Source organism: Spiroplasma endosymbiont of Lonchoptera lutea (genome assembly GCF_964019715.1).
GTDB lineage: Bacteria > Bacillota_I > Bacilli_A > Mycoplasmatales > Nriv7 > Nriv7.
This window is the reverse complement of the sequence record NZ_OZ026463.1, coordinates 597,115-620,435: the sequence shown is the minus strand read 5'-3', so window position 1 is coordinate 620,435 and position 23,321 is coordinate 597,115. Positions and strand designations below refer to the sequence as shown.

Annotated in this window: 25 protein-coding genes, 4 pseudogenes and 1 other annotated feature; of the genes and pseudogenes, 13 read left to right on the top strand and 16 right to left on the bottom strand. The window is 25.1% G+C overall.

Annotation, left to right across the window (positions count from 1 at the left end):
* Positions 1-3: 3 nt before the first annotated feature.
* The 5 genes and pseudogenes from nusA to AACK97_RS07640 form a co-directional block, all read right to left on the bottom strand.
* A complete protein-coding gene (gene nusA / locus AACK97_RS03575; RefSeq protein WP_338968855.1) occupies positions 4-1,233 on the bottom strand; it encodes a transcription termination factor NusA in 1,230 nt (409 codons plus the stop codon).
* A gap of 431 nt (positions 1,234-1,664) precedes the next feature.
* Positions 1,665-2,318, bottom strand: a complete 654-nt coding sequence (locus AACK97_RS03570; RefSeq protein ID WP_338968967.1) for an SGNH/GDSL hydrolase family protein — start codon at positions 2,316-2,318, stop codon at positions 1,665-1,667.
* A gap of 54 nt (positions 2,319-2,372) precedes the next feature.
* A complete protein-coding gene (locus tag AACK97_RS03565; RefSeq protein ID WP_338968854.1) occupies positions 2,373-3,308 on the bottom strand; it encodes an IS30 family transposase in 936 nt (311 codons plus the stop codon).
* A 50-nt stretch (positions 3,309-3,358) separates the two neighbouring features.
* Positions 3,359-3,697, bottom strand: a complete 339-nt coding sequence (locus AACK97_RS03560; protein ID WP_338968853.1) for a hypothetical protein — start codon at positions 3,695-3,697, stop codon at positions 3,359-3,361.
* 42 nt (positions 3,698-3,739) lie between these two features.
* Positions 3,740-3,955: pseudogene (locus AACK97_RS07640) on the bottom strand (ankyrin repeat domain-containing protein); the annotation flags it as partial.
* 308 nt (positions 3,956-4,263) lie between these two features.
* Between AACK97_RS07640 and AACK97_RS03555 the strand changes: the two are divergent.
* The 5 genes and pseudogenes from AACK97_RS03555 (at position 4,264) to tsaD (ending at position 8,676) form a co-directional block, all read left to right on the top strand.
* Positions 4,264-5,199, top strand: coding sequence for an IS30 family transposase (locus AACK97_RS03555; RefSeq protein ID WP_338968851.1), 936 nt, complete (start codon positions 4,264-4,266; stop codon positions 5,197-5,199).
* Between the two features lie 214 nt (positions 5,200-5,413).
* A complete protein-coding gene (locus AACK97_RS03550; protein ID WP_338968849.1) occupies positions 5,414-6,100 on the top strand; it encodes an IS30 family transposase in 687 nt (228 codons plus the stop codon).
* Positions 6,101-6,154: 54 nt separating this feature from the next.
* Positions 6,155-7,267: pseudogene (locus tag AACK97_RS03545) on the top strand (IS3 family transposase).
* Complete coding sequence (locus tag AACK97_RS03540; RefSeq protein ID WP_338968847.1) at positions 7,239-7,697, top strand: hypothetical protein; 459 nt, start codon at positions 7,239-7,241, stop codon at positions 7,695-7,697. Before AACK97_RS03545 ends, AACK97_RS03540 begins: the two are co-directional and overlap by 29 nt.
* A gap of 10 nt (positions 7,698-7,707) precedes the next feature.
* Complete coding sequence (gene tsaD, locus AACK97_RS03535; RefSeq protein WP_338968845.1) at positions 7,708-8,676, top strand: tRNA (adenosine(37)-N6)-threonylcarbamoyltransferase complex transferase subunit TsaD; 969 nt, start codon at positions 7,708-7,710, stop codon at positions 8,674-8,676.
* Positions 8,677-8,712: 36 nt separating this feature from the next.
* Here the strand turns inward: tsaD and AACK97_RS03530 are convergent, their stop codons facing one another.
* The 6 genes from AACK97_RS03530 to AACK97_RS03505 all read right to left on the bottom strand — a co-directional run bounded on the left by AACK97_RS03530 (position 8,713) and on the right by AACK97_RS03505 (position 13,761).
* Positions 8,713-9,537 (bottom strand): hypothetical protein, encoded by an 825-nt coding sequence (locus AACK97_RS03530; protein WP_338968843.1) that lies wholly within the window; start codon positions 9,535-9,537, stop codon positions 8,713-8,715.
* Between the two features lie 41 nt (positions 9,538-9,578).
* Positions 9,579-10,304, bottom strand: a complete 726-nt coding sequence (gene deoD / locus AACK97_RS03525; protein ID WP_338968842.1) for a purine-nucleoside phosphorylase — start codon at positions 10,302-10,304, stop codon at positions 9,579-9,581.
* A gap of 708 nt (positions 10,305-11,012) precedes the next feature.
* On the bottom strand, positions 11,013-11,957 hold the full coding sequence (locus tag AACK97_RS03520) for an IS30 family transposase (RefSeq protein ID WP_338966714.1): 945 nt from the start codon (positions 11,955-11,957) through the stop codon (positions 11,013-11,015).
* Between the two features lie 224 nt (positions 11,958-12,181).
* Entirely contained in the window at positions 12,182-12,649 is a 468-nt protein-coding gene (locus AACK97_RS03515) for a hypothetical protein (RefSeq protein WP_338968840.1), read from the bottom strand.
* A 167-nt stretch (positions 12,650-12,816) separates the two neighbouring features.
* On the bottom strand, positions 12,817-13,530 hold the full coding sequence (locus AACK97_RS03510) for an IS30 family transposase (RefSeq protein WP_338968965.1): 714 nt from the start codon (positions 13,528-13,530) through the stop codon (positions 12,817-12,819).
* A 60-nt stretch (positions 13,531-13,590) separates the two neighbouring features.
* Positions 13,591-13,761, bottom strand: a complete 171-nt coding sequence (locus AACK97_RS03505; RefSeq protein WP_338967438.1) for a helix-turn-helix domain-containing protein — start codon at positions 13,759-13,761, stop codon at positions 13,591-13,593.
* Positions 13,762-13,829: 68 nt separating this feature from the next.
* Between AACK97_RS03505 and AACK97_RS03500 the strand changes: the two genes are divergently transcribed.
* The 7 genes and pseudogenes from AACK97_RS03500 to AACK97_RS03470 form a co-directional block, all read left to right on the top strand.
* A complete protein-coding gene (locus tag AACK97_RS03500; RefSeq protein WP_338968838.1) occupies positions 13,830-14,405 on the top strand; it encodes a UPF0236 family transposase-like protein in 576 nt (191 codons plus the stop codon).
* Complete coding sequence (locus AACK97_RS03495; protein WP_338968837.1) at positions 14,380-14,817, top strand: hypothetical protein; 438 nt, start codon at positions 14,380-14,382, stop codon at positions 14,815-14,817. The genes AACK97_RS03500 and AACK97_RS03495 overlap by 26 nt, the downstream gene beginning before the upstream one ends.
* A gap of 279 nt (positions 14,818-15,096) precedes the next feature.
* Positions 15,097-15,169 (top strand) — a sequence feature (ribosomal protein L21 leader region).
* Positions 15,170-15,179: 10 nt separating this feature from the next.
* Entirely contained in the window at positions 15,180-15,590 is a 411-nt protein-coding gene (gene rplU / locus AACK97_RS03490) for a 50S ribosomal protein L21 (protein ID WP_375315613.1), read from the top strand.
* The gene (locus tag AACK97_RS03485; RefSeq protein WP_338968835.1) at positions 15,556-15,861 is read left to right on the top strand and encodes a ribosomal-processing cysteine protease Prp; all 306 of its coding nucleotides are present in this window, start codon (positions 15,556-15,558) and stop codon (positions 15,859-15,861) included. The genes rplU and AACK97_RS03485 overlap by 35 nt, the downstream gene beginning before the upstream one ends.
* A gap of 8 nt (positions 15,862-15,869) precedes the next feature.
* A complete protein-coding gene (gene rpmA / locus AACK97_RS03480; protein WP_338968963.1) occupies positions 15,870-16,151 on the top strand; it encodes a 50S ribosomal protein L27 in 282 nt (93 codons plus the stop codon).
* Positions 16,152-16,359: 208 nt separating this feature from the next.
* Positions 16,360-17,799 carry a YfcC family protein gene (locus tag AACK97_RS03475; protein WP_338968833.1) on the top strand — a complete coding sequence of 480 codons (1,440 nt, stop codon included), beginning with the start codon at positions 16,360-16,362 and terminating at the stop codon, positions 17,797-17,799.
* 104 nt (positions 17,800-17,903) lie between these two features.
* Positions 17,904-18,209, top strand: a pseudogene (locus AACK97_RS03470) (helix-turn-helix domain-containing protein); the annotation flags it as partial.
* Between the two features lie 22 nt (positions 18,210-18,231).
* Here the strand turns inward: AACK97_RS03470 and AACK97_RS03465 are convergent.
* A pseudogene (locus tag AACK97_RS03465) lies at positions 18,232-18,582 on the bottom strand (IS30 family transposase); the annotation flags it as partial.
* A gap of 88 nt (positions 18,583-18,670) precedes the next feature.
* Between AACK97_RS03465 and AACK97_RS03460 the strand changes: the two are divergent.
* The gene (locus AACK97_RS03460; protein ID WP_338967536.1) at positions 18,671-19,615 is read left to right on the top strand and encodes an IS30 family transposase; all 945 of its coding nucleotides are present in this window, start codon (positions 18,671-18,673) and stop codon (positions 19,613-19,615) included.
* Here AACK97_RS03460 and AACK97_RS03455 read toward each other — a convergent pair.
* From AACK97_RS03455 to AACK97_RS03440, 4 genes are all read right to left on the bottom strand, one after another.
* Positions 19,607-20,593, bottom strand: coding sequence for a DDE-type integrase/transposase/recombinase (locus AACK97_RS03455; protein WP_338968829.1), 987 nt, complete (start codon positions 20,591-20,593; stop codon positions 19,607-19,609). The genes AACK97_RS03460 and AACK97_RS03455 overlap by 9 nt on opposite strands.
* A gap of 63 nt (positions 20,594-20,656) precedes the next feature.
* A complete protein-coding gene (locus AACK97_RS03450; RefSeq protein ID WP_338968827.1) occupies positions 20,657-21,133 on the bottom strand; it encodes a hypothetical protein in 477 nt (158 codons plus the stop codon).
* Between the two features lie 52 nt (positions 21,134-21,185).
* Positions 21,186-23,051, bottom strand: a complete 1,866-nt coding sequence (locus tag AACK97_RS03445) for a hypothetical protein (protein WP_338968825.1) — start codon at positions 23,049-23,051, stop codon at positions 21,186-21,188.
* Between the two features lie 24 nt (positions 23,052-23,075).
* The gene (locus tag AACK97_RS03440; RefSeq protein WP_338968823.1) at positions 23,076-23,321 is read right to left on the bottom strand and encodes a hypothetical protein; all 246 of its coding nucleotides are present in this window, start codon (positions 23,319-23,321) and stop codon (positions 23,076-23,078) included.

Genomic DNA, 23,321 nt, shown 5'->3' with positions numbered 1-23,321 from the left:
TATTTAATCTTTATCTAATTCATCACTATCTAATTCAGTATTAGTATTATCAACATTATCTATTTCTTCAATACTTGTTTCTAACCCTACAAGCAAATTATCTTTCTTGATTTTAAATTGATGTTTATTTTGTAATTCTTGCATTTGCTGTTCCGATAAATTACCATTTCATTTAAAAATAATATTTTGATTTAAAGCATCACTTAAAGAAATAATATTAATTTTTCATTTTGTTAATTTTGCTGTTAATTTTGCTGTTATTCCTTTTTTACCAATAGCTAATGAATAATGCTCATCAGCAACGATAATATTAGCTTCATTAGTTTGTTCATCTAAACTAATAGAAATCGCTTTAGCTGGCGATAACGCATTAATAATAAATGTTTTTATTTCCGCATCTCACTTAATAAGATCAATTTTTTCATCATTCAATTCTTCCATAATACTTTGAATTCTTTTTCCTTTATTACCAACACAAGCACCAATCGGATCAATAGTTGGGTCATTACAAAATACTGCAACTTTTGATCTTTGTCCTGCAATTCTTGCAATGACTTTAATTTCAATTATTCCTTCATAAATTTCTGGAACTTCAATTTCTAATAATCTTTTTAAAAATCCTGGATGAGTTCTTGAAGCTAAAATTTGTCCAAAATTTTTCGTTTTATTAACATCCTCAACATAAAACTTTACTTTATCACCTAAATAAAATTTCTCTGTGGGAATAATATTTTTTTTAGGTAAAATTGCAAAAGTACGATCAACAATTTTTAATAAATAGTAGTTTTCTTCAATATTATCAATTGTGCCAATTAAAATATCATCTTTCTTAGAAATATATTTTTCATAGACAACTTCTTTTTCTGCTTCTCTTAAATGTTGTTTTAAAATTTGTGCTACTTGTAACGCTGCTAAACGAGAAAATTCATCAGTATCAACAGGCTCATAATATATATTATCAATTGTTAAATTTTTCTCTAAATTTTTAACATCATCTAATAAAATTTCAGCAAACTCATCTTCAATCTTACTAACAATTTTTAATAAACGATAAACTTTAATTTGACCAGTTTGTTCATCAAAGTCTACTTTTATTAAGGCTTGTGGGTCCAAATATTTTTCATAAGCTTTTATTATTCCTTCTTTAATAGCCTCAATAATTAAACTGCGATCAATTTTCTTTTCTTCCACCAAAAGATCAATTGCTTTTAAAATTTCTATTCCATCAATCATCTTATTTTACTCCTTCTAACACTATTATTGTCAACATTTTAATTATGACTTTTAAATTAGATGAAGGTGAGGAAACCCTCACCTTCATCTGCCCTAATTACTTGTTAATTATATAGTGTTTTGACTACTATTACAAGAACTAAATTAATCATTCCCTAACTTTTGTTAAACTAAATTCCAAATTGCTAATTCAGAAATGCTCATTAGCATTACTTCTAATGGCATCAGAACTAATAATCCATTGTGATTTTTTAAATAACTCATTTATTGTAAGAATTCAACTTTTTGGCAAAACTGATAAAAATATATTCAAATTTGACAATGAGATTTTATTAATGATTTTTAATATTTGACAATGAATCTAAAATATTTAACAATATTTTTAAAAATTTATTACCATTTACTTTGACTTAAATCATAAATAATATCTCCTAATTGTTCATGAACCCAACTTGTTGGATGAATAAAATCAAAGAAAAAATAATCATTAATATTATAAAAATCACAATCTTCATTAAACTCAGGTTTAACATTCAAACCAAATAAAATACAACTGTAATTAACATCAGTAGAACCCTTATTAGTAATTCCACCTTTTTTTGAAATTCATCTAAATTTTTATTAAAAACAACATTCAAATCAAATAATTTAATAATTTGTGGATATTTTGTTTGTAATTGCTTCATTCCTTCTAATCATACACTGTTAAAATATTCCGAAAGATTTTTTGCTTTATCCATATTATATGAATTTAAAAACGAAGGAGTCTTGCTAATATCAGGAGCATTAGCAACAATAATTTTACGAGCATTATTATTAATTAGATTAATAATAGTAGCTTTTTGAATATTGATAGCATTATTGATAGTAGCTTTACTTTCATTAATATCAGAAATGTTAACTGCATTTATTAATTCATTACCACCAATATTAATAATAACTAAATCATTTTCAGTTAATTGATGATGTTTAAGCAAAGCCTTTGCTTGTTTAGGCAACGAAAAATTATTGCAGAAAATACTTTTAAGTTTTCAAAAAGGTAACTTTGTTATTTGTGCACCAGCAACAGCGTAATTATTACCAATCTTTTCATAAATTTGTTTTAAAACCTGAATTGTAAATATAAATGGGACAGTTTTTTAAAATAATTGTATTAAATCTATTGGTCTTTTATAAGATAATGATTTTCTGGGTGTAGAATTAATTTGAAATGCTATAGAATTTAAGTCTTTTTGTTTATATGAAGATAAATCAGTAAATTTTGGTAAATATCTTCTTAAAATACCATTATTGTTCTCATTTAAACCTCTTTGACAAGGTTTTCCGGCATCTGCAAAATAAATTTTAACATTACAATTTTTTTCAATTAATTTTCATTTACTAAATTCTTTACCACGATCAAAAGTAATAGTTTTAATTGTTCCTGGTATTAATTTTGAAATAAATTTTATTATACTTTGTGTAATACTTTCTGCTTTATGATTTTTAGTTTTCAAAGGAATTGTGGTTTTTGATCATATATCAGCTAAAGTAATAATAGAACTTTTATGATCTTTACCAACGATAGTATCTCCCTCTAAATGGCCAAATTCTTGTATATTTTTAATATTTGGAATGATTAAATTTCTTTCATGAATAGATTTACAATTATTAATTCTGCCCCTAGTTTCTTTTTGTTTATGAGGTTTATTTTTGCCTTTTCTCAATAAATTTTTTTCATCAAAACCCATTCGATTTGTTTTAAACATGTTATATAAAGTTTTTGTTGAAATATTTTTTATTTTATTTTTCTTTAAAAAATTAGCAATTATATCAAGAGCATAATTTTTAGTAATTAACAAATGATTGATAGTATTAATTTCTGTTAAAGTTAAAATTATTAATTTTCTACCTGCATTTTGTTTATTTTTTTGAACTTGATTCAATATTTCTAATGGTAATAAGTTTTGATTTAATAATTTACAAACTCTGTGTACAGTTGATTTACTATAATCAATTGCTTTTGCTATTTTACGAATAGAAAATCCATAACTTTTATATTCTTTTATTGATTCAATAGTCAGATACTTATACATTGTGCTAATTCCTTTCTTTTCTTAATTATAGAATTAACACAATTTGTTTTTTATATAAGTGTCCTTTTTAATTTTACATTTCAGGAAAACTTAAATCTTCAAGCAGGAACTAATTTGATTCCTAATTTATTAGCTAAAATTTGTGAATATGTCGGACCATTACTACAAAAATCTTTGTAAAGTGGAGCTTCAAATTCTTGTGATTTAAAAATATTAAAAATATTAAATTCTCTAACAACACCAATAAACGCTCCACTATCAGATAAACTATCACCTAAAAAATATAAATTATTATATCTGATATCTGAATTTGATTTAGTTGCTATCATTTGATTATTAATTTCGTTTTCTCGCAATAATTTAATTTTTCTTTCATCTGCTTCTGACAAGACAATTGAAAGGGGTGAAACTTTTTTTTCATTGAAAATATGAATATTAGCTCCATTTGTTAATAATAACTGTATCATTAATGTGCGATCGCCAATAGAAGTAGCAATATGAAGTGGCGTAGTACCTACTTGATTACAAGCATTAATATTAATCCCACTCTGGATTAATTCCTTTGCTAAACTTAAATTATTAATTTTTACTGCTAAATGAAGTAAAGTATCACCATTCTCATTAGTAATATTAACATTACCACATAAAGCTAATAAAACAAGAACATAACTCGGTGAGGTCGCGTTTAGTTTTCTTAGGTATTGCTTTGAAGAAGTAAAACAATCAGCTAATTATATTATTTAATTACTAAACTAACCCTGCCTTTCTTGTTGTTGTCATTTTTATTCATTACCATTTTATCATATTATTGAATTTTTACACAATGAAAAATTATTAATTTTATTAAATTTTAACTAATATTTTTGCTTACCTGAAATGTAAAATTAAAAAGGACACTTATATAAAAAACAAATTGTGTTAATTCTATAATTAAGAAAAGAAAGGAATTAGCACAATGTATAAGTATCTGACTATTGAATCAATAAAAGAATATAAAAGTTATGGATTTTCTATTCGTAAAATAGCAAAAGCAATTGATTATAGTAAATCAACTGTACACAGAGTTTGTAAATTATTAAATCAAAACTTATTACCATTAGAAATATTGAATCAAGTTCAAAAAAATAAACAAAATGCAGGTAGAAAATTAATAATTTTAACTTTAACAGAAATTAATACTATCAATCATTTGTTAATTACTAAAAATTATGCTCTTGATATAATTGCTGATTTTTTAAAGAAAAATAAAATAAAAAATATTTCAACAAAAACTTTATATAACATGTTTAAAACAAATCGAATGGGTTTTGATGAAAAAAATTTATTGAGAAAAGGCAAAAATAAACCTCATAAACAAAAAGAAACTAGGGGCAGAATTAATAATTGTAAATCTATTCATGAAAGAAATTTAATAATTCCAAATATTAAAAATATACAAGAATTTGGCCATTTAGAGGGAGATACTATCGTTGGTAAAGATCATAAAAGTTCTATTATTACTTTAGCTGATCTATGATCAAAAACCACAATTCCTTTGAAAACTAAAAATCATAAAGCAGAAAGTATTACACAAAGTATAATAAAATTTATTTCAAAATTAATACCAGGAACAATTAAAACTATTACTTTTGATCGTGGTAAAGAATTTAGTAAATGAAAATTAATTGAAAAAAATTGTAATGTTAAAATTTATTTTGCAGATGCCGGAAAACCTTGTCAAAGAGGTTTAAATGAAAACAATAATGGTATTTTAAGAAGATATTTACCAAAATCTACTGATTTATCTTCATATAAACAAAAAGACTTAAATTCTATAGCATTTCAAATTAATTCTACACCCAGAAAATCATTATCTTATAAAAGACCAATAGATTTAATACAATTATTTTAAAAAACTGTCCCATTTATATTTACAATTCAGGTTACTTAAATCTATTATATTTATTTGTTATAGCATTACCTTTATAATTAATTCAACTATCATCATTTTTATTATTGCTGAATTATACTTGTAAGTGCAAGTAAATAAAATTGCAAAAGATTTCATATAAAAATTTCATGATGCTAAGTTTATTTTAGAAAAAGTAAATTTAAGGAGTTTTTATATGGGATACAAACATCTTGGCATAGATGAAAGAATTTATATTGAGAATCAATTGAAATTTAAAGTAAAAATTAGTGAAATAGCTAAAAATCTTAATCGAAGTATTAGTACTATTAATCGAGAAGTTAATAGAAATAAAGATAATAATCATTATTTTTCATTAATTGCACAAAATAAAGCAGAAAATAGAAAACAATTACATGTTTATTTTCATAAATTTAAAAATAGAGAATTAGTAAAATATGTACAACAAAAATTATTATTAGGTTGATCGCCTGAACAAATTTATGGCAGAATTAAAAATTTTCATCAAGAATGAATTATTAGTTTTAAAACAATTTACAATTGAATTTATTCTGGATTACTTGAAAAGGTTACTAGTAAAAATTTAAGAAGAAAAGGTAAGAAACGAAAATCTCAAGAAAATCGGGGTAAATTTAATGGTAAATCCATTAAAGAACGAAATGTTAATAATCGCATAACTCTTGGCCATTGAGAAGGTGATACTGTAGTATCATCACGAGGTAAAAGTAAATCATGTTTAATAACTTTAGTTGAAAGAACATCAAGATTTACTTTAGCAATATTAGTTGAAAATAGAACTACTAAAGTTATTAACAAAAATATTAGTCATTATTTATCAATTCTTCCAAATAATCTTGTTAAGACTATGGATAGGCTACAATAAGTTGGACCATAATTATATAGACTTCAAAATTATTAAGAAAGAAGGAATATAAAAATGGGAAATAAAACCTCATACTCTGAAGAATTTAAAAAACAAATTGTAATGCTATACAAAAATGACAAAAGTGTTATTAATTTAGGGAAAGAATATAATTTACCAAAACCAACTATTTATTAATTGAATTAAAAATTATAATAATTCTGGGTCATTTAAAGCAAAAGATAATCGCACTGTCGAAGAAAATGAATTAATTTACTTGCGAAAAGAAAACCAACAATTACGAATGGAAAATGACATTTTAAAGCAAGCAGCACTGATAATCGGGAAAAAATAACAATAATTAATAACAACAAAAATAAATATTCAGTGAGGAAAATATGTAAGATTTTAGGTTTACTAAAATCAACATATTATTATCAAACTAATAAATGCACCAAGTTTGATGTTAATAATTATGAACAAGAAGTTATCAGTGCATTTAATAAAAGTCGCAAGATTTATGGTGCTCGTAAAATTAAAGCTGTTTTAATAAGAAAAAATATCATTTTATCACGACGAAAAATCCGATTCATTATGATCAAAAATAATTTGGTTTCTAAATACACCAAGTTAAAATATTGTAATCATAAAAAAACAGTTAATAATGACGAAATTAATAATGTTTTAAATCGTCAATTTAATGACAAAAAACCAAATGAAGTTGTTGTTAGTGATTTAACATATGTTCAAGTTGGCACTAAATGACATTATATTTGTTTATTAATTGACTTGTTTAATCGCGAAGTAATTGGCTATAGTGCTGGATCAAATAAAACTGCTGAATTAGTTCAACAAGCTTTTCACAAGATAACACGACCATTAAATAAAATAACTTTATTTCATACTGAACGTGGTAATGAGTTTAAAAATAAAATTATTGATGAAATTTTAATAACCTTTAAAATTAAAAGATCATTAAGCTCCAAAGGATGCCCATATGATAATGCTGTTGCTGAAGCAACTTACAAAACCTTTAAAACCGAATTTATTAACGGTAAAAAATTTGCAAACTTAACACAACTAAAATGCGAACTATTTGATTTTGTTAATTGATATAACAATATTCGAATTCATGGCAGTTTAAATTATTTAACTCCCGTTGAATTTAGAAAATACCAGTCTACATAAAAAGTGTCCTAAAAAGGGTTGCCAATCCATATTTACAAACAGTATTGAAATTTTTAAACAAGCAATTAATAATAAAAATATTTTAGATACTATTTTAATTGGTGGTCGCTATTTAGCTGAAAGTAAAGTTTTAGTAGGAAGCCATAGCTTAGCAAATTTAGAAAATGTCAAATTCAGTAAATGCATTCTTAATATTAAGAATATTTCTAATACTTATGATTTATATGCTAAAAATGAAGAAGAAGCACAACTGAAACAAAAAGTATTAAGTGCTTCTAATACTAAAATTATTATTGCTGAAAATGATAGTATTAACACAATTGGTTTTATTAAATACGCCAATTTAAAGGAATGTGATATATTTATTACAAACAATAAATCATTACCAAATATTAACGAAATAGGTAACTCAATTATTGTTATTAATTAAGGAGAAAAATATGACCATCTTAGCTATTGAAACAAGTTGTGATGAAACAGCAATAGCAATATATAAAGATAAAAAAGTTAAAAGCAATATTATTTTTTCACAAATAGCTAATCATCAACAATATGGTGGGATTGTTCCTGAAATTGCTTCAAGACTTCATATTTCTAAAATTAGTTATGTTTTAAAAGAAGCCATTAAACAAGCACAAATCCAATATCATGATATTGACTACATCGGTTATACTGACCATCCGGGATTAAGTGGTTCACTTCATATCGGTAAAGTTTGCGCTCAAACAATATCATTAATATTAAAAAAACCACTTATTGCTTGTAATCATATTGAAGGTCATATTTATAGCGCTGCCATTAATAATGAATTTAAGTTTCCCTTAATAACCTTAGTAGTATCCGGTGGCCACACGCAATTAGTTTTAATGAAAAAACATCTTGATTTTCATATTTTAGGAGAAACTTATGATGATGCTGTCGGTGAAGCTTATGATAAAGTAGCAAGATTATTAGAACTTGAATATCCAGGTGGACCAATAATTGATAAAATAGCAAAAAAAGGACAAAATATTTTTGAACTGCCATTAGGAAAAAATGATAACAGTTTTGACTTTTCATTTAGTGGTTTAAAATCTGCAGTAGCAAATTTAATTAAAAAATTAAATGTTCGCCAATTAGAATTTAGAAAAGAAGATATTGCTTGTTCTTTTCAAGAACAAGCAACTAATATTTTAATTAAAAAATTAACAATGGCAATGAAAAAATATCATCCAAAAATGATAACAGTAGTCGGTGGCGTTGCTGCTAACAGTGTTTTACGAACTAAGGTTGAAAACTTAGCAACAAAAAATACCACAGTTATTATTCCTAATAATGAATACTGTACTGATAATGCTGCGATGATTGCAAGATTAACTTGACAAATAATTAATAATCGCTTAAAAGAAACTTCTAAAAAGAAAAAATAAAAATCATTCTCATATGAGAATGATTTTTATTATCTATTAACCTGAACTTACATACAACGAACACGGATTATCACGAATAATCTTTTTCATTATTTGATAAAGCGCTTCCATATCATGATTTATAAAAAGACTTGTAAGATTTTTAGCGCTAGTTTTTGTTTTTTTAACAATTTCTAATTCATTTAATACTTTTTGATTAATAATTTCATTATCTTTCAAAGCAAAATTAATACTACCATCCTCAATATAAAAATCAATAATATTTTTTAATCGCCCTAAGCAAGCAATAATATCTTGCCCAATTCGTAATAACTGATAATGCTTCTTATAACTATTAGCCTGTTCACAAACTTGATTAGCAATTTCCTTTTCTGTTGTACTACTAAAAATATCATTTAAAATTAAAAAATCTATTTTTCTTTTTTTTCGTAAAGCAATTAAAAATTCAAGCAAAATTTGTTGCTTTTTTTCACTTAATACTTTTCATAAATTACTATCAATTGAAGTTTGTTCATCAATACGATGACAATGATATACCGTATTAATTAATTTATATTTATAAAATCCCATTTCACAACTAACAACCTTATAATTTTCATTATGAAATTTATCTTTTAAAATATATTTATGAACTAAAATTCAATCACACTTTTTTAACTTTTTAATAATATTAAAAGTAAACTCATTTAAAGCAATAGTTAAATAAGATTCATCATTAATTTTATGTTCTGAAATATAAAGTCATTTAATTTTATGCAAAGTTTGTTTATCTATTGTTTTAACAAAAGGCTTAACAACTTGATCAATAGAAACATTGGTTTTAACTAAAATTAAAAAACTATCAATACTATTTTTATCCATTAGTTTGAGAAACCCCTCTTTATAAAAATTTCCCTTTTTCTTTAAACATCTTGTTTATAAAAATTAACTGCTGTTTTTAAAGCTAACATCATCATCTTATCAAATGATTGTTCGCGCTCTTCACTCGTAGCAGCCTCTTTTGTTACTAACGAATCAGATACAGTTAAAATACATCCTGCTTGCTTATTTAACACTTTTGCATTAGCAAATAACGCAAAAGTTTCCATTTCTACAGCAATAGTTTGTTTTTCACTTAAAAATCTTTTATATTCTTCAAAATTTTTACGATAAAAAACATCAGAACAATGTACCCTTCCAGATATGATGTTAATATTTTTATCACTTGCTGTTTTTTTAATTAATTCATAAATATTAGGATTGGCTTCAATAATATCACCATTTGTTGCACCAACAATTTTAGCATAATTATTTTCACCATATACCGAACTTACATTAATAACATCATACAGTTTTAACTTTTCGTCATATGCACCTGCACTTCCAATTCTAATAATTACATCAACATCATAAAATTTAAATAATTCATATGAGTAAATGCCAATTGAAGGACAACCCATACCACTACCAGCAATAGTTATTCTTTTCCCTTGATATATTCCTGTATACATTAACATATTACGAACACTATTTACTAATTGCACATCTTGCAAATAATTTGTTGCAATATATTTTGCTCTAATTGGATCTCCGGGCATTAAAACTATTGGGGCAATGTCCTCTTTTTTAGCACTAATATGTGGTGTCATTCTTTTACTCCTCTTTATATTTTAATATCGTTATTATACCACTTTTTTTAATATTAATAATTACTTATCAAAGACTAACGGTCGCGTTTAGTTTTCTTAGGTATTGCTTTGAAGAAGTAAAACACTCAGCTAATTATATTATTTAATTACTAAACTAACCCTGCCTTTCTTATTGTTGTCATTTTTATTCATTACTATTTTATCATATTATTGAATTTTTACACAATGAAAAATTAATGGACGCGTAAAGTTTTGTTAGGTAGGAAAAGGTTTAAATAATTTTGAAAAAAAAGTAATCACAATTTAATTATCATTTTATCTAAAAAATAAGTAATAAAACAAAATATTTAATATATTAACAAACATAATCTTAATAAAAGGTTATAAAAACTCACTAAAATGCTTATAAAAACAACATTAAAATAATTTTTTACAAAAAAAATCATACATAAGAAATATATACTTAATTTGCATATTGAAATAATTTATAGTAAATGATTATTTTTTCTTTTTTTAAAAATACCTAAGAAAACTAAACGCGACCATTATTAATTAATTTTATTAAATTTTCACTAAATATATATTAATTTTATATTTTTACTTACTTAAATCTTGGATAGGCTACAATAAGTTGGACCATAATTATATAGACTTCAAAATTATTAAGAAAGAAGGAACCTGAATTGTAAATATAAATGGGACAGTTTTTTAAAATAATTGTATTAAATCTATTGGTCTTTTATAAGATAATGATTTTCTGGGTGTAGAATTAATTTGAAATGCTATAGAATTTAAGTCTTTTTGTTTATATGAAGATAAATCAGTAGATTTTGGTAAATATCTTCTTAAAATACCATTATTGTTCTCATTTAAACCTCTTTGACAAGGTTTTCCGGCATCTGCAAAATAAATTTTAACATTACAATTTTTTTCAATTAATTTTCATTTACTAAATTCTTTACCACGATCAAAAGTAATAGTTTTAATTGTTCCTGGTATTAATTTTGAAATAAATTTTATTATACTTTGTGTAATACTTTCTGCTTTATGATTTTTAGTTTTCAAAGGAATTGTGGTTTTTGATCATATATCAGCTAAAGTAATAATAGAACTTTTATGATCTTTACCAACGATAGTATCTCCCTCTAAATGGCCAAATTCTTGTATATTTTTAATATTTGGAATGATTAAATTTCTTTCATGAATAGATTTACAATTATTAATTCTGCCCCTAGTTTCTTTTTGTTTATGAGGTTTATTTTTGCCTTTTCTCAATAAATTTTTTTCATCAAAACCCATTCGATTTGTTTTAAACATGTTATATAAAGTTTTTGTTGAAATATTTTTTATTTTATTTTTCTTTAAAAAATCAGCAATTATATCAAGAGCATAATTTTTAGTAATTAACAAATGATTGATAGTATTAATTTCTGTTAAAGTTAAAATTATTAATTTTCTACCTGCATTTTGTTTATTTTTTTGAACTTGATTCAATATTTCTAATGGTAATAAGTTTTGATTTAATAATTTACAAACTCTGTGTACAGTTGATTTACTATAATCAATTGCTTTTGCTATTTTACGAATAGAAAATCCATAACTTTTATATTCTTTTATTGCTATTATTGATTCAATAGTCAGATACTTATACATTGTGCTAATTCCTTTCTTTTCTTAATTATAGAATTAACACAATTTGTTTTTTATATAAGTGTCCTTTTTAATTTTACATTTCAGGTGCATATAAAATTGTTTCATCATCATTATTTTTTAATACGCCTAATTGTGTATTAACAATTGCATCATTTAAATCTTCTCCCCCATTATCTTCTTTGTTTATATGGGCCCCTCAAAAATCATCATTATTTGTTCAATATTTATTTCGATTTGTTCTTATTAATTAAACCCTCGTAATTATTATTTTTATTTAGAAAAACTTGATTAATATCTGAAAAATGATCACTTACAACATTAGCAATAATTTCAATATCTTCATTAATAAAATCATCCCGACTTCTATCATCTCCGGATGAATTTATTTTTTTAAATTCATTCTTTAATAAAGCATATACAAAATTATAAAGAGAGGTTCTTGTTCTCTTATTATACTCAGACCTTATTTTTTCTCAATTTCTATGGCTTATTTTTACATATAAGCGGTTATGACATAAAAAACAATAGTGACTTTCAATAAAATTATTATTTCCTCTTTTAACTCTACTTAAATTTTCTAAATTATTTTCTTGTAAATTAATATTACTATTTAATTTTTCTTGTATTTTTACTGGGGCATTCGCCAAAATTATTGGTGTTGTGCTCGATAAGCTCGTAATTGTTGTTAGCATAGCGAGTAATTTTTTCATGTTCATCAAATCCTTTTTATGAATTTTTACTAATTATATAAAATTTACAATACCTTTTCCTTTCTCCAAAATATTAATCTACAATCTCTTTGCATTGGTATTTAATTATATATCTATTAAATAATGCCAAATTGTAAAGTTAAGTGCAACTAAATTATTTTTCTAACCAAATATTCGATTGGCGAAAGATAATTTAGTATTTTTCTTGGTCTTTGGTTTAAAGACAATATAAATTTATGAACTGCATTTTTAGTAGTGTTTGAAAAATTAAATTTTTTAGGAAATTTTTCTCTAATTAAACCATTAGTATTTTCATTAGTACCTCTTTGTCAAGGTGAATATGCATCAGCAAAATAAATTTTCACATTTAAATTTTTTTCAAGTTGTTGTCAATTAGCAAATTCTTTACCCCTATCAAATGTTATAGTCTTAACAAGATTATTTGGAAGAATTGATAAATAATGACTAATATTTTTGTTAATAACTTTAGTAGTTCTATTTTCAACTAATATTGCTAAAGTAAATCTTGATGTTCTTTCAACTAAAGTTATTAAACATGATTTACTTTTACCTCGTGATGATACTACAGTATCACCTTCTCAATGGCCAAGAGTTATGCGATTATTAACATTTCGTTCTTTAATGGATTTACCATTAAATTTACCCCGATTTTCTTGAGATTTTCGTTTCTTACCTTTTCTTCTTAAATTTTTACTAGTAACCTTTTCAAGTAATCCAGAATAAATTCAATTGTAAATTGTTTTAAAACTAATAATTCATTCTTGATGAAAATTTTTAATTCTGCCATAAATTTGTTCAGGCGATCAACCTAATAATAATTTTTGTTGTACATATTTTACTAATTCTCTATTTTTAAATTTATGAAAATAAACATGTAATTGTTTTCTATTTTCTGCTTTATTTTATGCAATTAATGAAAAATAATGATTATTATCTTTATTTCTATTAACTTCTCGATTAATAGTACTAATACTTCGATTAAGATTTTTAGCTATTTCACTAATTTTTACTTTAAATTTCAATTGATTCTCAATATAAATTCTTTCATCTATGCCAAGATGTTTGTATCCCATATAAAAACTCCTTAAATTTACTTTTTCTAAAATAAACTTAGCATCATGAAATTTTTATATGAAATCTTTTGCAATTTTATTTACTTGCACTTACAAGTATAATTCAGCTTTTAAATAAATATAATATTGCTGAATATTTTCAATTAGCAGAAAAAGAAATTAAAACTAGAATTAATGTCAAAAATAAGGATTTATATATTCAACTAGATGAGACATTTTTAGCAACATTAGACCATAAAGTTAAACAAGACCAAAGAATTCGTTTAGTTACTTTTCATACCGGACATAAAGAAAAAAATTACAAAAATGCTCGTAGAGAATTAGAAAATAAACGAGGTCATTTTCTAATGTTAAAAATTGGTAAACGAATAAATACGATGGATTATCGTGATTTATTAATTAAAGAATTGCAAAAACATTATGTTAATATTAATTATGACAAAATAATTGTTTGTGGCGATGGTGATGCTTGAATTAGAGAAATTGCTAATAGTTTTGGTAATGTTAGATATATTTTAGATGGTTATCACGCTATTAAAAAATTAAAACAAACGGCATTTAATATTATTTTTGAAAATCGTAAAGTAACACTAAATAGTTGAATTAAATTATATAAGGATGGAAAATCATCAAGAATTAATTAAAAACATTCGTAATGTCGCTAAAAATGAATTAAATAAAGATATTAAAACAAATTTAAGAAAAGCGAGTAATTATTTCAGTAATAATAAGCAAGGTATTCATAACCAAAATTTAGAATGAAATATCGGTTGTAGCATTGAAAGCGATGTATCGCATTTAATAAAACAACAATTAGGATATGGAGCAAAAATATATAATCATAAGAATTTAAATAACTTATTACATTTAAAAATGGCAAATTTAAACAAATTAAATGTATTACATTATATTAATGAAAATATTAATTCAGAAATAGAAATCAGAAAAGAAATATATAAAAAGTCATTATGAAATAAATATAATAATAAAAATGATGATAGTTGAATTAATTATAAAGGTAATGCTATAACAAATAAATATAATAGATTTAAGTAAGCAAAAATATTAGTTAAAATTTAATAAAATTAATAATTTTTCATTTGTGTAAAAATTCAATAATATGATAAAATGGTAATGAATAAAAATGACAACAACAAGAAAGGCAGGGTTAGTTTAGTAATTAAATAATATAATTAGCTGATTGTTTTACTTCTTCAAAGCAATACCTAAGAAAACTAAACGCGACCAATTTACATATTTTGCTACCGAAAATATTTATTTTAGGTTATAATTATTAATGTTGTAAGTATTGCAATATTAATTTGTGATAACTTTAAACGGTTTCAACCGCACGAAATAGGTTATAAGTAGTTTAATCTCACCTAAATTGGCGAGTCTAAGCTGGAGGGTATGTATATATGTCTGCTATTATTTTAACTGGTGGCAAGCAACTAAGTGTTGAAAAGGAACAAGTAATTTGAATTGAAAAAATCGTTGGTGATGCTGGCGATGTTGTTGAGTTTGATAAGGTTTTAATGATTGATGGTAACATTGGTCGACCGCTTGTACCAAATGCTAAGGTTGTTGGTCAAATAATTAAACAAGGTAAAGAAAAAAAGATTGTGGTTTTTACTTATAAACCGAAAAAAAATAGTAAAACTAAGTATGGTCATCGTCAACCATATACACAAGTAAAAATTATTGATATTTTATTAGATGGAGCAAAAAAGGTTTCTAAAGTTGTTGAAACTAAGTCAAAAGCGGTGCCGACAGCAGAAATTAGTGATAGTAATAATGGTTCGGGTTCAGATTCAAAGACAGCAAAATAATTATTATCAAGTAATTGTTAGTGGTCATTCTGGTTTTAAAGCAAAGGGTCAAGATATTGTTTGTAGTGCGATTAGTGCTGTTGTTTTTGGAACTTTAAATGCATTAGATCGGCAGTGTCAAGATAGTATTAGTATTTCGGTTAAGGATGATATTATTATTAAGGTTTTAGAAGTGGAAGCTGTTAATCAAATTGTGTTGAATACAATGGTTTATCAGTTACAAACTATTGCTGAGCAATATCCACAAAATATAGAAATTAAGGAGATATAATTATTATGATGAGATTTAAGTTAGATATTCAATTCTTTGCTTCTAAAAAAGGTGTTGGTTCTAGTCGTAATGGTCGTGAATCACATTCTAAACGATTAGGTACTAAGTTAAGTGATGGACAATTAGCGAAGACGGGGATGATTATTTATCGTCAACGGGGAACTAAGATTCATCCTGGAAATAGTGTTGGTCGTGGTGGCGATGATACTTTGTTTTCTTTAATTAACGGTGTTGTTAAATATGAACGCTATGGTAAAAAGAGAACGAAAGTTTCAGTTTATAAAAAATAGTCTTTTTCTTTGTTAAATTAAATATTATGAGAAGCAACAAGTTAATTCTTGTTGTTTTTTTGTGCTAAAATATATGCAAATATGTGAAATTAGAAAGGGATACAAATTATGAAGGATAGTAAATATCAATTTAGCTTTGAACTGGGAAAATTCTTAGAAATTAATATTATTAGATGAGTTTTGTTAGTGGCAATGGTTGATTAGCGATATGAAAAAGTGATTTAAATTTAAAATGCCAACGGCATTTACCATTTTATTTTTAATTATTATTATTTTAGTTTTTTTATCTTGAATTCCGGCGGTTGCTAAAACGCCAGCAGGAATTATTGATATTTTTTGAGTTCCGATGGAAAGTTTTACTAATAAAGGTCGGGCATCAATTATTATCTTTGTATTAATTTTAGGGGCTTTTGTTAATGTGATGATGAAAACTCAAGCTTTAGATGCTTTGATTGGCAAGTTAATTTCTAATTTAAAAAATAAGGAGTTGTGGTTAATTCCTATTTTAATGATTTTCTTTTCCGTTTCAGGAACAACATATGGGATGGCAGAAGAGACATTAGGATTTTATGCTTTAATTTTACCAATTATTTTAGCTGCGGGATTTGATGCTTTTACGGGATTATTAATTATTTTGTTAGGAGCTGGGATTGGTGTTTTAGGTTCAATTATTAATCCATTTTTAATTGGTACTGCTGTTCAGGCTGCAATAGATGGTGGAATTGTTGGTAAGTTAGCAGTAACTACAGGAATAGTTTGAAGAGTTATAATTTGAATTGTGATGACAACGGTGGCGATTGGTTTTGTAATGCTTTATGCTTATCGTGTTAAAAAAGATAACCGTAATTCAGTTGTTTTTTCAATGCATAGTGAACATCAAAAAATTTTTAAAAAATCAATTTTAGAAGTGCCATTAACAAAGCGAAGAATTGTTTCATTAATCCTGTTTGCTTTAGCATTTGTAGTAATGATTTTTTATTTAATTGCTTGAAGTGAATTTGGTATTAGTATTTTTAAAGAATTTGGGAAAACAATTAATACTGAAGTGCCATATATAACCAAATTTATTCCGGGAGTTGGTGTAGGTGGTTTATTAGAAGTTTCTTCGTTCTTTTTAATTGCGACAATTATTATTGGTTTTGTTAATTGAAAATCAGAACAAATGTTAGTTAATGATATTTTACAAGGAAGCTCTGCTATTTTATCTGTTTGTTTAGTAATTGCATTAGCTGGTGGAATTACAGTAATTTTACAACGCACAGGAATGCAAGAAATTATGATTGCGGGAATTAAAAATAGTATTGTTAATTTACCACAATGAGCTATTCCTTTAATTTTATATTTTTTATTTGTTCCCTTATCATTTTTAATTCCTTCTGCTAGTGGTTTTGCAACAGCAGTTTTTAGTATTATTGCTCCTGCATTAGGTGTCGGTTTAACATCAGGAGCAATTACTAGTTTTAGTTTAGCATCAGGAATTGTTAATTTAGTAACCCCAACTTCTGGTGTTGTTATGGGAGCTATTGCTCTCTCACATATTTCATATGGTTCATTATTAAAAGGACTTTGACCTTTGTTAATAGTTATTATGGTATTATCAATAGTATTTTTAGTAATTGGTTCATTAATTGGACAACCAACATTTTAATGCCAGAAAGTTGGGTATTCCTGAAATGTAAAATTAAAAAGGACACTTATATAAAAAACAAATTGTGTTAATTCTATAATTAAGAAAAGAAAGGAATTAGCACAATGTATAAGTATCTGACTATTGAATCAATAATAGCAATAAAAGAATATAAAAGTTATGGATTTTCTATTCGTAAAATAGCAAAAGCAATTGATTATAGTAAATCAACTGTACACAGAGTTTGTAAATTATTAAATCAAAACTTATTACCATTAGAAATATTGAATCAAGTTCAAAAAAATAAACAAAATGCAGGTAGAAAATTAATAATTTTAACTTTAACAGAAATTAATACTATCAATCATTTGTTAATTACTAAAAATTATGCTCTTGATATAATTGCTGATTTTTTAAAGAAACCTGAATTGTAAATATAAATGGGACAGTTTTTTAAAATAATTGTATTAAATCTATTGGTCTTTTATAAGATAATGATTTTCTGGGTGTAGAATTAATTTGAAATGCTATAGAATTTAAGTCTTTTTGTTTATATGAAGATAAATCAGTAGATTTTGGTAAATATCTTCTTAAAATACCATTATTGTTCTCATTTAAACCTCTTTGACAAGGTTTTCCGGCATCTGCAAAATAAATTTTAACATTACAATTTTTTTCAATTAATTTTCATTTACTAAATTCTTTACCACGATCAAAAGTAATAGTTTTAATTGTTCCTGGTATTAATTTTGAAATAAATTTTATTATACTTTGTGTAATACTTTCTGCTTTATGATTTTTAGTTTTCCTGAAATGTAAAATTAAAAAGGACACTTATATAAAAAACAAATTGTGTTAATTCTATAATTAAGAAAAGAAAGGAATTAGCACAATGTATAAGTATCTGACTATTGAATCAATAATAGCAATAAAAGAATATAAAAGTTATGGATTTTCTATTCGTAAAATAGCAAAAGCAATTGATTATAGTAAATCAACTGTACACAGAGTTTGTAAATTATTAAATCAAAACTTATTACCATTAGAAATATTGAATCAAGTTCAAAAAAATAAACAAAATGCAGGTAGAAAATTAATAATTTTAACTTTAACAGAAATTAATACTATCAATCATTTGTTAATTACTAAAAATTATGCTCTTGATATAATTGCTGATTTTTTAAAGAAAAATAAAATAAAAAATATTTCAACAAAAACTTTATATAACATGTTTAAAACAAATCGAATGGGTTTTGATGAAAAAAATTTATTGAGAAAAGGCAAAAATAAACCTCATAAACAAAAAGAAACTAGGGGCAGAATTAATAATTGTAAATCTATTCATGAAAGAAATTTAATAATTCCAAATATTAAAAATATACAAGAATTTGGCCATTTAGAGGGAGATACTATCGTTGGTAAAGATCATAAAAGTTCTATTATTACTTTAGCTGATCTATGATCAAAAACCACAATTCCTTTGAAAACTAAAAATCATAAAGCAGAAAGTATTACACAAAGTATAATAAAATTTATTTCAAAATTAATACCAGGAACAATTAAAACTATTACTTTTGATCGTGGTAAAGAATTTAGTAAATGAAAATTAATTGAAAAAAATTGTAATGTTAAAATTTATTTTGCAGATGCCGGAAAACCTTGTCAAAGAGGTTTAAATGAAAACAATAATGGTATTTTAAGAAGATATTTACCAAAATCTACTGATTTATCTTCATATAAACAAAAAGACTTAAATTCTATAGCATTTCAAATTAATTCTACACCCAGAAAATCATTATCTTATAAAAGACCAATAGATTTAATACAATTATTTTAAAAAACTGTCCCATTTATATTTACAATTCAGGTTAGCATAAAATAATTTAGTATAATGTTGATGGAATCGTTCAATCTTTCCGTTACTTTGAGGAGAACGGATTGGTGTGGTTTCGTGAACAATTCCGTTCCTTGAAAGAAAGGTTGTAAAAGGCCTTTCTTTTACTTTGTACGATTTTTTATTACTTCAGTTAGTAGTAGTAAATTCTGGAGCATTATCAGTACGAAGGCGTTTAATAGTTATGCCAAGTTCACGAAAATCTTTCATTGCTCTTTGTACAGCATTAATCGCGTTATTAGTTCCCAAACTATCATAAACATAACCAAATACTATCCGTGTCATTTCGTCAATGAAATCATAAATATAATATTTTTTATCAACCGAAAAATTTGATGGGGTAATAATTTTAGCATCCATTTGTAAAAGACCAATCTCGGATACTTCATAACGCTTAAAATGGCGTTTTGTTTGTTTGATTTGCTGTTTTAATTCTTTTCAACGCGGGTCAGATTTAATTCAAAGATAAAAAGTTTTGATGTTTTTCGGAACTTCTGAATTTTCAACATCGTGAAAACCAATTTTCAAATTGTTAAATAAAGACCACATTCCACCGGCTTTGATATTTTTGTAATCAAAATATAAATCACATACTTTTTTGCGAGAATTTAAACTATATTGATAATTAAGATTTTGTGGTTTTGTAGTTTTAAACAATAACAAATCTAAATTGTCAGAATAATAAGCGGTCATAATTTTTTGTGCTCAACGATAAAAGGTTTTTGTTGCATTCTTAAAATATTTTTTAATAAGTTTTGTTAAAGTAGTTTCTTCGATATAAAAATAAGTACATAAATTTAAATAGGCGGTAATGCGTTTTTTAGTTTTATAGTAATAAGGATTACGGCAATTAGCACTTAATCAACTTTGGATTTTTGCTTTTAAATCCGCTAAATCAGCTTGGGAAATAATATATTTCATTTTTTTAAACTCCTTAAATTAAGAAAACCGTATTACAAAAAATACGATTTTCAATAATTTTTATTAAATTTTTAATTGATTAGGTAATGGTTGCTCGTTATCTTTTTCTGGCAAAGGGGAAGAAGTAAACATTAATTCTAATCAATCATATTGTCAATCAGCTCCAATGCCGGTCTCGCTTGTCCCGGTATTATAGCTATGAATTTTACCTTTAATACTAATTGCGTCAACCTTACCCGGTTTTGTTAAATCATAAACATTAGTTAACAAATCACTAATAGTTTTTTGCGTAAACCTAAAAGATGGATATCAAGTAATACTATAAATCATATTCTCTGGCAAGTTTACTAATTCGTTCTTATTAAAATTTGAAAATCCGACAAGATATCTTTTAGAACTACTATCTTGTCAGTTAATAGTTGCTTTAGATAAAGAAAATTCATAAATTCTACTTTTGACAAACTTAATATCATTACTTTTACAAGCTGAGGCAAACATCGCACTTGCTAAACTTAACACTAATAAACTCTTTTTTCACATAAAGAAAAATCCTCCTTTCAAAGAAATTACATTATATAATAATTAGAGATATTTAAGAAAACTTTTTTAATATCATTAATAAGATTGCTAATGGTACTACAAACTCAAATAACATCTGAAACGCCGGAATAACTTCAAACACAGGAAAGGCAGTTTTCGTAAAATTAATCGTTGTTTTGGCAATATCCGCAAGAGGACGAATTAAAAGATTAATTCCAGAAAGACCAAGTAATCAATTTAATACACTAACAGAAGCGTGCTGAATACCACAAGATATGGCACTAAATAAACCTCAATAAGAACAATTAGGCGTCGGAATTAAGTCATCCATATTACCACTTATGCCGCCACCAATAAAAGCTGTTGAATTCAAAACGTTAAAATCGTATAAAGAATAATGATATTCAGTGCTTTCATTTTGCTTTTTATATAGCGGGAAAGTTAGTGTAAAAATATTAATCCCATACATGACATCGACTTTAGCGTTATAAAAATGCAGTTTATTACTAGTGGTGTTTCATAATTGGTTATCATACGCTTTTAAAACATTAAAATCTATTTGATAAGAACTTTTACCAGTATTAAAACCATTGGCAATTTGTTTATCTTTAACAAAGAAATAGGAACGAAAAATCATATTCTTACTATTTTCGATTGTTGAACCAAAGTTAATTAAATACTGTTTGGGATAAAAAGTAATTAAGGAGCGATAGAAAAAGCCCATTTGTAAAACATTTTTAGGAATTTTTTGCATTCCTTTGTAATCTAATTTTACATAAGTAGAGGCATCTGTATCAAAACTCGCATAAAAGAATTGTACAAAAAACTCACCTAAAACTTTATAAAGTTTATTAAATAACCCATTAATAAAATCAATGGTTAAATCTTTTTGGTAATAAAGCATAAAATCTTTAAAATCAGTTTTTAATTTATCATCATAGCGTAAAAAATGGAAAGTATTACCATAATAATTAACTTGTCCAAAAAAGGTATTAATAAAATCTCCTCCAAAACTTGTTTGCGAGCCAGATTTTCAAAGCGATTTACCATTTTCTAAAAACTCATTATAACCCCTAATACTACCATGCTCAGTTTTTATAGTAATAACATCACCAAAACTAGAAAAGGAAAATTCTCTAAAAATAACTTTTTTCATCATATCAGATTCAGGATATAAATTTTTACGACTTAAACTAAATTTACTATTTTGTTTAAAACCATTTAATTTAATTGAAATTTCACTCATATATTTAAAATTATCATCAAAGAAATTAAAAATTGGGACTCAATATAAGTAACTGTAATTAAATTTATCAAAATCTCGGCGTTGTATCATTAAATAATCTAATTTATCTTGAAACTGATTATATTGATATTCACCATCATTTTTAGTTATTGCAGTCGGTAATGGTTGCTCGTTATCTTTTTCTGGCAAAGGGGAAGAAGTAAACATTAATTCTAATCAATCATATTGTCAATCAGCTCCAATGCCGGTCTCGCTTGTCCCGGTATTATAGCTATGAATTTTACCTTTAATACTAATTGCGTCAACCTTACCCGGTTTTGTTAAATCATAAACATTAGTTAACAAATCACTAATAGTTTTTTGCGTAAACCTAAAAGATGGATATCAAGTAATACTATAAATCATATTCTCTGGCAAGTTTACTAATTCGTTCTTATTAAAATTTGAAAATCCGACAAGATATCTTTTAGAACTACTATCTTGTCAATTAATAGTTGCTTTAGATAAAGAAAATTCATAAATTCCACCATTACTAGAATTAGTAGCTCGTTTTTCTCGCTTCATAAAAGATTGTTCTATATTAGATTTTGATGGTTTTTTTGTATCAAAGAAGGCACCTAGAGGGACTAAACCAATAAAGGCGATAACTAACCACGATATAAATTTATACATATTTATTTGTCCTCTCTTCTGTGTTTAACTTCTTAAAATAAGGTATATTGTTGATAAAATACAAATCGTTCCTAAAATTTGGAAAATCGGATGTTGAGAAAATAACCTTATCATTGGTTTAAACAAATCTAAAATTTTAATATTACTTGATAGAACTTTATTAAAATATTCTAAACCCTCACGCACATAAGCTCATAAACCTAAAAAGTCGTTTAAAGCAAAAATAGAAAAAACAGCAACAAGAATAAATAATATTATTAATTTAAACAT